Source organism: Pigmentiphaga sp. NML080357 (assembly GCF_002188465.1).
GTDB lineage: Bacteria > Pseudomonadota > Gammaproteobacteria > Burkholderiales > Burkholderiaceae_B > Pigmentiphaga.
Window position 1 is genome coordinate 106,058 of sequence record NZ_NINW01000046.1, and the last position, 13,212, is coordinate 119,269.

The following is a 13,212-nucleotide window of genomic DNA, read 5'->3' on the forward strand; positions in this document are numbered from 1 at the left end:
CGGCATCGTCAGATCACGTAGAGATCCACATATTCATGCACCGGCATGGCCTCCAGCGCCTGCTGGTCCAGCGACACGTCCAGGATGGCCTGCTGCTGCTTGCCCGGGAAGCGCCGCGCCAGGTTGGTCCGGAACTTGGCCTCGAGCAGCGGGATGCCGTCCTTGCGGCGGCGCTTGTGGCCGATGGGATATTCGCAGACGATTTCCTTGAGCTTCTTGCCGTCCTTGAATTCCACCGTCAGCGCGTTGGCGATGGAGCGCTTCTCGGGGTCGTGGTAGTCCTTGGTGAAGGCCGGATCCTCGACGCAGACGATCTTGTCGCGCAGCTGGTCGATGCGCGGGTCCTTCGCCACCTCGTCCTCGTAGTCGGCGGCGGTCAGGCGGCCGAACAGGATGGGCACGGCCACCATGTACTGGATGCAGTGGTCGCGGTCGGCGGGGTTGTCCAGCGGGCCCTTCTTGTCGATGATGCGGATGCAGGCCTCGTGGGTGCGGATGGTGATCTTCTTGATGTCGTCCGCGCTGCGGCCCTGCTTCTGCAGCTGCTTGTGGATCTCCATGGCGCATTCCACCGCGGTCTGCGAGTGGAACTCGGCCGGGTACGAGATCTTGAACAGCACGTTCTCCATCACGTAGCTGCCGTAGGGCCGCTGGAACTTGAAGGGCTGGCCCTTGAACAGCACGTCGTAGAAGCCCCAGGTCTTGGCGGTCAGCACCGAGGGATAGCCCATTTCCCCGGTACGGGCGATCAGGGCCAGGCGCACGGCGCGGCTGGTGGCGTCGCCCGCCGCCCAGCTCTTCCTCGAGCCGGTGTTGGGCGCGTGGCGATAGGTGCGCAGGCTCTGGCCGTCGACCCAGGCCAGCGACACGGCGTTGATCAGTTCATCGCGGGTCAGGCCCAGCATCTGGCCCACCACCGCGGTGGAAGCCACCTTCACCAGCACCACGTGGTCCAGGCCCACGCGGTTGAACGAGTTCTCCAGCGCGATGCAGCCCTGGATCTCGTGGGCCTTGATCATGGCGGTCAGCACGTCGCGCATGGTCAGCGGTTTCTTGCCCGCCGCCACGGCCTGGCGCGACAGCCAGTCGGCCGTGGCCAGGATGCCGCCCAGGTTGTCCGAAGGATGGCCCCATTCGGCGGCCAGCCATGTGTCGTTGAAGTCCAGCCAGCGGATCATGGCGCCGATGTTGAACGCGGCCTGCACGGGATCGAGCTGGAACTGGGTGCCGGGCACCTTGGCGCCGTTGGGCACGACGGTACCGGGGACGATGGGTCCGAGCAGCTTGGTGCAGGCCGGATACTCCAGCGCCTCCAGGCCGCAGCCCAGGGTATCGATCAGGCAGTTGCGCGCGGTTTCGTAGGCCAGCTTGCTGGTGATGCGCTTCTTCAGGACGTAGTCGACGATGTCGACCAGGACCTGGTCGGGTTTGGGACGGACGGCGGAAACGGCAGAAGACATGGGGCTCCCCCCTACGCGCTTCGCGCGCCCCCCAGGGGGCGGCACTGACGGACCGGCGGAGCCGGATCCGCTGTGCCCTGGGGGGGCGGCTTGCGCGGTGCGGGTTTAGTTGGTTGAAGAATACGGATGTCGTTGCAAAAGCGGACGATCTTTACTTGCGCTTGGCCAGCGGCACGAACTTGCGGTCTTCGGGGCCGGTGTAGTTGGCGCTGGGGCGGATGATCTTGTTGTCGATGCGCTGTTCGATGATGTGGGCCGACCAGCCGGCGGTACGGGCGATCACGAACAGCGGAGTGAACATGGCGGTGGGGACGCCCATCTCGTGGTAGCTGACGGCGCTGAACCAATCGAGGTTGGGGAACATTTTCTTGGCATTCCACATCACGGTCTCGAGACGCTCGGCGATCTCGAAGAGGCGGGTGTTGCCCGACTCCTTGGACAGGCGCCGCGCCACTTCCTTGATCACCTGGTTGCGCGGATCGGAGACGGTGTAGACGGGATGCCCGAAGCCGATCACCACTTCCTTGTTCTCGACGCGGCGGCGGATGTCGGCCTCGGCTTCGTCCGGCGTTTCGTAGCGGCTCTGGACCTCGAAGGCGACCTCGTTCGCTCCGCCGTGCTTGGGGCCCCGCAGCGCGCCGATCGCGCCGGTCAGGGCCGAATACATGTCGGAGCCCGTGCCGGCGATGACCCGGGCCGTGAAGGTGGAGGCGTTGAACTCGTGCTCGGCGTACAGGTTCAGCGAAGTGTGCATGGCGCGCACCCACGACGCCGGCGCCGGCTTGCCGTGCAGCAGGTGCAGGAAGTGGCCGCCGATGCTGTCGTCGTCGGTGTCGACGTCGATGCGCTCGCCGCGATGGCTGTAGTGGTACCAGTACAGCAGCATGGAGCCCAGCGAGGCCATGAGCCGGTCGGCGATGTCGCGCGCGCCGGGCAGGTTGTGGTCGTCCTTCTCGGGCAGCACGCAGCCCAGGGCCGACACGCCGGTGCGCATCACGTCCATGGGATGGCTGGCCGCGGGCAGCCATTCCAGCGCCGCCTTCACGTTCGCCGGCAGCCCGCGCAGCGCCTTCAGCTTGGCCTTGTAGGCCGCCAGCTCGTTGCGGTTGGGCAGCTTGCCGTGCACCAGCAGATAGGCGATCTCCTCGAACTCGCACTCGTCGGCGATGTCCAGGATGTCATAGCCGCGATAGTGCAGGTCGTTGCCGCTACGGCCCACCGTGCACAAGGCGGTATTGCCCGCCATCACGCCCGACAGCGCCACCGACTTCTTCGGCTTCGGCCCCGCGGCCGGCTGGTCTTTTTGATTGGATACTGTTGCGCTCATCGTCTCGCTCGCTCCATTTGGCATGGTAGGGGGCCTACCTCTTCTTGAACAAAGTATCGAGGCTCTGCTCGAACGCGTGATAGCCAATGCGATCGTACAGCTCCTCGCGCGTCTGCATCATGTCGATCACGTTCTTCTGGTGCCCGTCGCGGCGGATGGCGGTATAGACCGTTTCGGCGGCCTTGTTCATGGCGCGGAAGGCGGACAGGGGATACAGCACCATGGAAACGTCGGCGCTGCGCAGCTCTTCGACCGTGAACAGGGGCGTCTGGCCGAACTCGGTGATATTGGCCAGCACCGGCACCTTCACCGCTTCGGCGAACTTGCGATACGTGGGCAGGTCGTAGGCCGCCTCGGCGAAGATGCCGTCGGCGCCGGCTTCCACGCAGGCCTGCGCGCGCTCGATGGCGGCGTCCAGCCCTTCGACGGCGATGGCATCGGTGCGGGCGACCAGGAAGAAATCCGGATCGGTCTTGGCATCGGCCGCCGCCTTCACGCGATCCACCATTTCCGCCGCCGAGACGATTTCCTTGCCGGGACGATGGCCGCAGCGCTTGGCGCCGACCTGGTCCTCGATGTGGCAAGCGGCCGCGCCGGCCTTGATCAGGCTCTTGACGGTCCGGGCAATGTTGAAGGCCGACGGACCGAACCCGGTGTCGATGTCCACCATCAGCGGCAGGTCGCACACGTCGGTAATGCGGCGTACGTCGATCAGCACGTCCTCCAGCGTATTGATGCCGAGGTCGGGCATGCCCAGCGATCCGGCTGCCACGCCGCCACCCGACACGTAGATGGCGCGAAAGCCCGCGCGCTTGGCCAGCAGCGCGTGGTTGGCGTTGATCGTGCCGATGATCTGCAGAGGATGCTCGTCTTGCAGCGCCTGGCGGAAACGGGCGCCCGGCGAGGCTTGCCTGGAATGTGTCATGGCGATAACTCGGTCGACGGAAATGCCAGCTTACTGCAAAGACCGTGCCATGCCTCGCCCGGATGCCGTCCGACCAGCCGCCAACCGGCGCCGCGCAAGGCCGGGCGGCCGTCTTCGCCGCCATGCGGTCCTGCTTCCATGGCTCCGTTTCGAGGCAGCTTTATTTCATTTTTGAAACCTCTATAATCATCTTTGATATAGATTGCGGACGACCGCATGGCACTGGCCACCTCCCTTCCCTTGCGCACCGCACGCCCCACGATCTGGGCCATGGGCATCAGCCGGGTATCGCGCGCCTTCGCCGAGCTCACCCCCGCCTACGCCGGCCAGGCCGATTTCCGCATCGTCGACGAAGGCTTCGAGACCGCAGCCCGTTCCATCAACGAGGCGGCCAGGCAGGGCTTGGTCGACGCAGTAGTGGCGGGCGGTTCGAACGGCGCCTACCTGCGGCAGCACGTCGACGTGCCGGTCATCCTGATCAAGGTCACCGGATTCGACGTCATGCACGCGCTCACCACGGCCAAGCAGTTGTCGAACCGCCTGGCCCTGGTCACGCACGCTTCCACCTTTCCCGAGACCGAGGCCTTCAAGCAGGCCTTCGGGCTGGATTTCCCCAGCCACAGCTACGTCACGACCGAGGACGCCGCCATGCAGGTCAAGGCGCTCAAGCGCGCCGGCATGGAGGTGATCGTCGGGCCGGGACTCGTATCGGACCTGGCCGAGCAGCAGGGCCTGGCGGGCGTCTTCCTTTATTCCAGCAACTCGATACGCGTCGCGCTGGAAGACGCCATCGAGGCAGCCCGGCTGGCGCGCATCGAGCAGCGCCGGCGCGAATACCTGAACACGGTGCTCTCCCATCTGAACGAAGGCGTGGCGGCGGTCGACGCCGAAGGCCGCATCCAGTCGCTGAACCCACCCATGGAGCGTCTGCTGGGCCTGCGGCGCGATCAGGTCATCGGACGACCGCTGGAAGAGGAAGCGCCGGCGATCTCGCTCGACGGTCCGCTGCGCCATGGCCAGAAAGAGCTGGAGACCATCCAGAAGGTCAACGACAAGGTTCTGATCCTGAATCGCATCCCGATCCAGAGCGGCGGCGAACTGCTGGGCGCGGTCGTGACGGCGCAGGACGCCAAGGCCATCCAGCGCGTGGACCGCAATCTGCGCACGGGCGCCACCGCGCGCCCGGCCGGCACGCGCTACGGGCTGGAAGACCTGCTGGGCGGTTCGGCCGCCATCCAGCGCGTACGCGAACTGGCCCGGCTCTACGCCGAAGTCAGCTCGACGGTGCTGATCGAGGGCGAAAGCGGGACCGGCAAGGAGGTCCTGGCGCAGGGCATGCACCGCGCCAGCCCGCGGCGCGACTTCCCTTTCGTCGCCATCAACTGCGCCGCCTTCCCCGAACCGCTGCTGGAAAGCGAACTGTTCGGCTACGAGGAAGGCGCCTTCAGCGGCGCGCGCAAGGGCGGCAAGACCGGCCTGTTCGAAGCCGCGCACAATGGCACGATTTTCCTGGATGAGATCGGCGACATGCCGCTGGCGCTGCAGGTGCGCCTGCTGCGCGTGCTGCAGGAAAGGCAAGTGCTGCCCGTGGGCGCCCTGGAACCGGTGGCCGTCAACGTGCGGGTCATCGCCGCGACCCACCGCGATCTCCACGCGATGGTGCGCAGCGGCGAGTTTCGCCGCGACCTGTTCTACCGGATCAACATCCTGCGCATCGCCATGCCGCCCCTGCGCGAGCGGGACGGCGACGTCGAAGAACTGGCGGAAGTGCTCTATGCCCGGGCCCAGCGGCGGCTGGGCATCGCGCGGCCCGTGCGCCTGCCCGCCTTCGTCAAGGCGCTGTGCGCCAGTTACGCCTGGCCGGGCAATCTGCGCGAAATGGAGAACGTGCTCGAGCGCGTGGCCGTTTCACACGCCGGGCGCAAGATCAACCGCAGGGAATTGGAGCTGGAACTGGAGATAACGGTGCCGGAGCTCTACGGCGCGACGGACGGCGATGCGCCGTCCGGGTCACCGGACGCTCCGCCCCTGGTTTCGCTCGACGAGGTGGCCCGGGCCAGCCAGGCCGCCCATGCCCGCCGCGTGCTTGAGGCATGCGGCGGCGATCGGGCCGCGGCATGCCGGATACTGGGTATCAGCCCCGCCACACTGTGGCGCAAGCTCAAGGACGGCAGGGGAGGACGGACAGGCTCCGCCTAGCGTCGCCCCGCCCGCCACGCTCAGCAGAAGGCTTGGATGCCGGTCTGCGCGCGCCCCAGGATCAGCGCGTGAATGTCGTGCGTGCCTTCGTAGGTATTGACCACCTCGAGGTTGACCACGTGGCGGATCACGCCGAACTCGTCGGAAATGCCGTTGCCGCCCAGCATGTCGCGCGCGACGCGGGCGATGTCCAGCGACTTGCCGCAGGAGTTGCGCTTCATGATGGAGGTGATCTCCACCGCGGCCGTGCCTTCGTCCTTCATCCGCCCGAGGCGCAGGCAGCCTTGCAGGCCCAGCGCGATCTCGGTCTGCATGTCGGCCAGTTTCTTCTGCACCAGTTGGTTGGCGGCCAGCGGACGGCCGAACTGCTTGCGGTCCAGCACGTACTGGCGGGCGGTGTGCCAGCAGTACTCGGCGGCCCCCAGCGCACCCCAGGCGATGCCGTAGCGGGCGGAGTTCAGGCAGGTGAACGGCCCCTTCAGGCCGGCCACGTTGGGCATGTAGTTCTCTTCCGGCACAAAGACCTCGTCCATGACGATCTCGCCGGTGATGGACGTGCGCAGGCCGACCTTGCCATGGATGGCCGGCGCCGACAGCCCCTTCCAGCCCTTCTCCAGGATGAAGCCGCGGATGTTGTCCTTGCCGTCCTCGTCCTTGAGCTTGGCCCAGACCACGAACACGTCGGCGATGGGGGAATTGGTGATCCACATCTTGGCGCCGGTCAGGCGATAGCCGCCGTCCACCTTGGTGGCGCGGGTAACCATGGAACCGGGGTCCGAGCCGTGGTTGGGCTCGGTCAGGCCGAAGCAGCCGATCAGCTCGCCGGTGGCGAGCTTGGGCAGGTATTTCTGCTTTTGCGCCTCGGTGCCGAATTCATGGATGGGAACCATGACCAGCGAGGACTGCACGCTCATCATCGAGCGATAGCCGGAATCCACGCGTTCCACCTCGCGCGCGATCAGGCCGTAGCTGACGTAGTTCAGGCCAGGGCCGCCGTATTGCTCGGGAATGGTCGGTCCCAGCAGGCCCAGCTCGCCCATTTCGCGGAAGATCGCGGCGTCGGTACGTTCGTTGCGGAACGATTCCAGCACGCGCGGCATCAGCTTGTCCTGGCAGTACGCCGCGGCGGCTTCCCTGACCATGCGCTCGTCGTCGGTCAATTGCTGGTCGAGCAACAGGGGATCGGCCCAGTTGAATTGTGCGGGCTTGTGCATAAGATTCATGTCTCGCGGATGGTTGTCAGAACAGGCGGAGTCCGGATCGGATGGCATTTCATGCCGCTACCCGGCCTCCTCCCGGCGTATTCCCTGCACGATATACGCATTCGCCTTTGGCGCCAAACGAGTTCTTTTCACTTATCTGTGCGTTCCACGCACTTGGTAAAGTAGGGCCTGAGCACATTTCCCGGGGCAGACGATGCGCCGCAAACTTCCCAGCACCGCCGCGCTCGCCGCTTTCGAAGCAGCCGCGCGCCATCAGAGCTTCACCAAGGCGGCAGCCGAACTGGCGCTGACCCAGAGCGCCGTCTGCCGCCAGATCGCCGGCCTCGAATCCTTCCTGGGCCTGAAGCTTTTCCGCCGCACGCGCCGGGGCGTTGCGCTGACCCAGGCCGGCCAGACCTACGGCGAGGTGGTCGCGCGCCGGCTGGACGAGGTCGAACGCGACACTCTGGATCTCATGGCCCGGCGCGGCGAAGGCGGCGTGCTGGAACTGGCGTCCGTGCCCACCTTCGCCACCCGCTGGCTCTTGCCGCGCCTGGGCGATTTCGAACGCCACGCTCCCAACATCGTGCTCAACATCACCCCCCAGAGCCGCCCCTTCCTGTTCGAGGGCACTCCCTTCGACGCCGCCATCTACGCGGGCGACGGCCCGTGGCCGGGCACGGAGGCGGTCTTCCTGATGCCCGAGAAACTGGTCCCCGTGTGCTCCCCCAGACTGCTGGGCGTGCGCAAGCGCATCATGCCCGAGCAGTTCTCCGCCTACCGGCTCCTGCAACAGAGCACCCGCCCCTATGCCTGGCGCCAATGGTTCGCGGCGCAGAACGTCAGCCACCCCCACGACCTCGGCGGCCCCCGGTACGAACTGTTCTCCATGCTGGTGGAAGCCGCCGTGCACGGCCAGGGCATCGCCCTCGTGCCGCGACTGCTTGCGGAACAGGAACTCGAGTCGGGCCGGCTGATCATCGCCTGCGAGCGGGAATCGGTGCGGGACAAGAACTATTACCTGGTCCTGCCGGAATGGAAAGCGGACCACGAGCCACTGCACCTGTTCGCGCAGTGGCTGGCCGGACAGGCGGCCGGCTACCGGGCACAACATGGGCTGGAAAGCGAGACGCCGCCCTCCGCCACTCGTCGGCGAACGAGCGCCGCAACGCGGGTCTAGGCCGCACTGACGAGGTAGACGAGGGGCAGTCCGGCGGGCGCCGTCCCGCCGGGCCGCGCGACCATCCCCGTTTTCACTACCGGCCCCGCACCGCCTTGCCTTCCCTGCCTAGACCCGGGAGATGACGCCACAAAAACAAAACCCCCTGGCCTCACGGCACAGGGGGTTGAAACATCATGGCGTAGGGTGGGCTTGCCTACTGCCCTTCGAGGAAGCTCTTGAGCTTGTCGGCCCGGCTGGGGTGGCGCAGCTTGCGCAGCGCCTTGGCTTCTATTTGGCGGATGCGCTCGCGCGTCACGTCGAACTGCTTGCCCACTTCTTCCAGCGTCTGGTCGGTGCTCATCTCGATACCGAAGCGCATGCGCAGCACCTTGGCCTCGCGCGGCGTCAGCGAATCCAGCACTTCCTTCACGACGTTGCGCATCGAACCGTGCAAGGCCGCATCCGAAGGCGCCAGCGTGGCGGTGTCCTCGATGAAGTCGCCCAGGTGCGAATCGTCGTCGTCGCCGATGGGCGTCTCCATCGAGATCGGCTCCTTGGCGATCTTCAGGATCTTCCGGATCTTGTCCTCCGGCATGTCCATCTTCTGCGCCAGGGTGGCGGGATCGGGCTCGGCACCCGTTTCCTGCAGGATCTGGCGGCTGATCCGGTTCATCTTGTTGATCGTCTCGATCATGTGCACCGGGATGCGGATGGTGCGCGCCTGATCGGCGATCGAACGGGTGATGGCCTGCCGGATCCACCACGTGGCGTAGGTCGAGAACTTGTAGCCGCGACGGTATTCGAACTTGTCCACCGCCTTCATCAGGCCGATGTTGCCTTCCTGGATCAGGTCCAGGAACTGCAGGCCGCGGTTCGTGTACTTCTTGGCGATCGAGATCACCAGGCGCAGGTTGGCCTCGGTCATCTCGCGCTTGGCCTTGCGGGCCTTGGCCTCGCCGGTGGCCATCTGCTTGTTGACGTCCTTCAGGTCCTTGAGCGGCAGCACCACGCGGGCCTGCAGGTCGATCAGCTTCTGCTGGAGCTCCTGGATGGCCGGAATCTGCCGCGACAGGGTCTCGGAATATTCGTGGCCGGCGTTGACTTCCCCGACGACCCAATCCAGGTTGGTCTCGTTGCCCGGGAAGGTCTTGATGAAGTGCCCACGCGGCATGCCGGCGCGATCGACACAGATCTGCATGATCGCGCGCTCAAGCTTGCGAACCTCCTCGACCTGCGCCCGCAGCGTATCGGCCAGGCGCTCGACCATCTTGGCGGTGAAGCGTATGCCCATCATCTCTTCCAGGATGGTCTCCTGGGCAGCGACGTAGGCCTCGGACTTGTAGCCCTCGCGCTCGTAGGCCTGGCGCATCTTGTCGAACCAGCGCTTGACGTTCTCGAACTTCTCCAGCGACTTCACGCGCAGCTCTTCGACCTGCTTGCTGCTCATGCCGCCGGCCGGGGCGTCGTCGGCCTCGTCGTCGTCATCGTCGGACGTCGAGGTGACCCCCGAGCCGGCGTATTCCTCGCCATCGTTGGGATCGATCAGCCCGTCGACGATCTCGTCGATCTGGATTTCGGAACTGCGCACGCGGTCGGCGTGCTCGAGGATCTCGTTGATCGTGGTCGGGCAGGCGGAAATCGCCATCACCATGTGCTTGAGGCCATCCTCGATGCGCTTGGCGATCTCGATCTCCCCCTCGCGGGTCAGCAGCTCGACCGAACCCATCTCGCGCATGTACATGCGTACCGGATCGGTGGTGCGGCCGAAATCGGAATCCACCGTGGACAGCGCCGCTTCGGCCTCTTCCTCGGCATCGTCGTCGGACGAGGCGACCGGGGCGTTCTCGTTCAGCAGCAGGGTTTCGGCATCGGGAGCCTGGTCGTAGACCGAGATCCCCATGTCGTTGAAGGTGCTGATGATGCCGTCGATGGCTTCGGCGTCGACCAGGTCGTCGGGCAGGTGGTCGTTGATCTCGCCGTAGGTGAGGTAGCCGCGGTCCTTGCCGAGCTTGATCAGCAGCTTCAGGCGGTTGCGGCGCGCCTCGTATTCTTCGGGCGAAACCGGGCCGCGGGCGATGAGGTCCTTGGGATCGGCCTTGCCCCGCTTGCCCCGGCCCTTGGGGATCTTGATCTCGGGAATGGGTTCGGCATCGACGTCGTTGTCGGCCACGTCGTCGAAATCGGAACCGGAAGACTCCGCCTGCTTGGCGTCCTTGGGCGGACGGCCAGGACGGCGCCCCGCCGGCTTGGCCAGCAGTTCGGCGAGCTTCTTCTCGGCGTTCTTCTTTTCGGCGGCCGTAGGCGCCTTGGCCGCCGTCTTGGTGGCCTTGGCGGTCTTGGTCGTCTTGGCGGCAGTCTTGGCCGCCACCTTCGCGGCGGGCCTTGCCTTCTCGGCCGGCTCTGCCACGGCCTCGAAATCGGTGTCGACCGTCTGGGCGGCGGCCTTGGCGTCCAGCACCTTGGTGCGGGCCCTGCCTGCCGACCTGACCGTTACCTTGACGCCACTGGCGTCCGCGGCCTTCGACGCCGCCTTTTCCTTGGCCTTGTCTTGCCCTTCGGCTTTGGATTTGTTCACAGTCAGCGTCTTGCCTGTCGTCTTCGCCATGGTCGGTCAACCACTCCTAATATTTCATCTGGCGGCCGGATCACCCGGCCCCACCCTTGTCCGGCGCCAAACGGCACCGTTTTCGGCCGCCGCCCGGGTACAGGCGGCGCTCGAACCACTCGGCCTCGTTCATCACGGCTTCCCGGGGGACGCCGCAAGGCCGCCATCCCCGGGAAGGCCGATCCGCCCGGCCGTCGCACGCGGGCGTCCGCATCACACGGGCGCTATCCGATGCGATGGACGAAGCCATCGTTACAAACCTATACCAGAAAACCGGGGGAAAAGGTCCGCTATCAGACCTGCGGTAAACCTTCTATTCTACCACCCTCGGCTTCTTCAACTCTAGGATTCTTTCCGTCAAGGCCAGATATCTGGCCTTGTCCTGCGCATCTTTCAGGCCTGAAGCGGCCAGCTTTTGCTGTTCAGCGCTGACGGCATGCAACTCGACCATGCGCAACGCGTCGCGCAGCTCGCTGTCGGGATCGGGCAGCTCTTCTTCATAAATGGTGGCCGTCGAGGCCATTACAAGAGTCTGCGCCAGATCGCTGCCTTCGGCAGCCTGCAGCAAGGCGCCCGCATGTTGCGCGCCCGTGCTGCGCACCAGCGCCAGCAGCGCCCGGACCGATTCGTAACCTTGGTTGGCCTCCAGCAAACGTTCGGCATCGTCGCCTATGTGCCGGACCAGGCCGGGATGCGCCAGCAGCAGCTGGAGCAGGCGTCCGGCGATGGGAGTCACCCTGGGGCGCGGCCCGGCGTATCCTTGGGGCCGTTCGTCTCCGTAGCGGCCGTTGCGGTCCCGAAAACGCCCGCTCTTGAAGCGTCCCGGCCGGAAGCCGCCGCCATGCCCGGGCCCCTCGGATCTTTCATGGAAATCGGGGGCCGGCTCGTAAAAATGGTCGTCAGGCGGCTCGTGGTCGGGAACCCAGGGGGGGTCTTCGGCACTGCCTTGTACGCCATTAGACTCAGAGCGGGCCGGAACCGGCGAAGTTCCCCGCATTTGCGCGGGCGTCTGCACCAGGGGGCCGCTGGGGGTATCCTGCAGCGGCACGAGCTGGGCGAGCTCATCCGTGGTCAGGCGTGTCAGCTGCGCCAGTTCCCGCTGCACCTGCATGCGCAACGCGCCGGCCGGCATGGCCTGCAGCAAAGGCCGGGCATCATGCACGCAGCGTGCCCGCCCCTCCGCTTCCTCCATGGGATGGCGCTCGGCGAGTTCGCCAAGCATGAACTGCGACAGCGGCATGGCTTCGCGCAATGCCTTCCTGAAGCTCTCGGCGCCGAATTCCCGCACGTACGAGTCGGGATCGTGGTCGTCCGGCAGGAACAGGAAGCGGATCGAGATGTCGTCGCGCAGGAGCGGCAGGCAGGCCTCCAGCGCGCGCCAGGCGGCCTTGCGCCCGGCCTTGTCGCCGTCGAAGCTGAAAATCACGCTGTCGCTCGCCCGCAGGAGCTTCTGCACGTGCACCGGCGTGGTCGCGGTGCCCAGCGTCGCCACGGCGCATTCGATGCCCAGCTGGGCCAGGGCCACGACGTCCATGTAGCCCTCCACGACCACCACCATGCCTTCCTTGCGGATGGCCTGGCGCGCCTCCCAGAGGCCGTAGAGCTCCGACCCCTTGGAGAAGATGGGCGTTTCGGGCGAATTCAGGTACTTGGGCTCGCCCTTGCCGATGATGCGGCCGCCGAAGCCGATCAAGTGGCCACGGGCGTTGCGGATCGGGAACGTGATCCGCTCGCGGAAGCGGTCGTAGCGGCGCCCGTCCTCGCTCTGGATCACCAGGCCGGCCTCCACCAGCAGCGGATCGTCATAGCTGGGCAGCACGGCAGCAAGGCCCTGGCGCTCGGCGCCGGCCCAGCCGAGCCCGAAGCGGGCGGCGATCTCGCCCGACACGCCGCGCCCTTTCAGATAGGCAACCGCCGCCGCGGCACCGCGCAGCTGCTGCCGATACCAGGTGTTGGCCGTCTCCAGCACCTGGCTGTGGCGCGACACCATGGCCTCGCGCTGCTGCCGCGCAGCGCGCTGGCGGGGGCTGCGCTCCTCTTCGGGCACCTGCATGCCGACCATGCCGGCGAGGCTGCGCACCGCCTCCGGGAAGCCCGCGCCCGTATGCTCCATCAGGAAGCGGATGGCGGTGCCGTGGGCGCCGCAGCCGAAGCAATGGTAGAACTGCTTGGTAGGACTGACGGTGAAAGACGGCGTCTTTTCGCCGTGAAAAGGGCACAATCCGAGCAGATTGGCCCCTGCCTTGCGCAGCTGGACATGCTGGCCCACCACGTCGACGATGTCGACCCGGGCCAGCAGATCCTGGATGAATGACTCGGGAATCATGCGCGC

At 66.2% G+C, this 13,212-nt stretch carries 8 protein-coding genes; 2 read left to right on the top strand and 6 right to left on the bottom strand.

Annotated elements, in window-relative coordinates:
- Positions 1-8: 8 nt before the first annotated feature.
- The 3 genes from CDO44_RS21365 to prpB form a co-directional block, all read right to left on the bottom strand.
- The gene (locus tag CDO44_RS21365; protein WP_087782299.1) at positions 9-1,460 is read right to left on the bottom strand and encodes a bifunctional 2-methylcitrate dehydratase/aconitate hydratase; all 1,452 of its coding nucleotides are present in this window, start codon (positions 1,458-1,460) and stop codon (positions 9-11) included.
- Between the two features lie 151 nt (positions 1,461-1,611).
- Positions 1,612-2,787 carry a 2-methylcitrate synthase gene (gene prpC / locus CDO44_RS21370; RefSeq protein ID WP_087782300.1) on the bottom strand — a complete coding sequence of 392 codons (1,176 nt, stop codon included), beginning with the start codon at positions 2,785-2,787 and terminating at the stop codon, positions 1,612-1,614.
- Positions 2,788-2,821: 34 nt separating this feature from the next.
- A complete protein-coding gene (gene prpB / locus CDO44_RS21375; protein ID WP_087782301.1) occupies positions 2,822-3,712 on the bottom strand; it encodes a methylisocitrate lyase in 891 nt (296 codons plus the stop codon).
- Positions 3,713-3,928: 216 nt separating this feature from the next.
- Here prpB and prpR point away from each other — a divergent pair, with 216 nt between their 5' ends.
- Positions 3,929-5,911 (top strand): propionate catabolism operon regulatory protein PrpR, encoded by a 1,983-nt coding sequence (prpR, locus tag CDO44_RS21380; RefSeq protein WP_087782302.1) that lies wholly within the window; start codon positions 3,929-3,931, stop codon positions 5,909-5,911.
- Between the two features lie 20 nt (positions 5,912-5,931).
- Here prpR and CDO44_RS21385 read toward each other — a convergent pair whose 3' ends face one another.
- Positions 5,932-7,125, bottom strand: a complete 1,194-nt coding sequence (locus CDO44_RS21385; protein WP_087782303.1) for an acyl-CoA dehydrogenase — start codon at positions 7,123-7,125, stop codon at positions 5,932-5,934.
- A gap of 202 nt (positions 7,126-7,327) precedes the next feature.
- Between CDO44_RS21385 and CDO44_RS21390 the strand changes: the two genes are divergently transcribed.
- Positions 7,328-8,293: a LysR family transcriptional regulator gene (locus CDO44_RS21390; protein WP_087782304.1), complete on the top strand. Its 966-nt coding sequence runs from the start codon at positions 7,328-7,330 to the stop codon at positions 8,291-8,293.
- 196 nt (positions 8,294-8,489) lie between these two features.
- On the opposite strand, the gene rpoD is transcribed toward CDO44_RS21390, so the two are convergent.
- Together rpoD and dnaG are read right to left on the bottom strand one after the other, a co-directional pair.
- Positions 8,490-10,880, bottom strand: coding sequence for an RNA polymerase sigma factor RpoD (rpoD, locus tag CDO44_RS21395; RefSeq protein ID WP_233146299.1), 2,391 nt, complete (start codon positions 10,878-10,880; stop codon positions 8,490-8,492).
- A gap of 313 nt (positions 10,881-11,193) precedes the next feature.
- Positions 11,194-13,206, bottom strand: coding sequence for a DNA primase (gene dnaG / locus CDO44_RS21400; protein WP_087782305.1), 2,013 nt, complete (start codon positions 13,204-13,206; stop codon positions 11,194-11,196).
- Between the last annotated feature and the right edge of the window lie 6 nt (positions 13,207-13,212).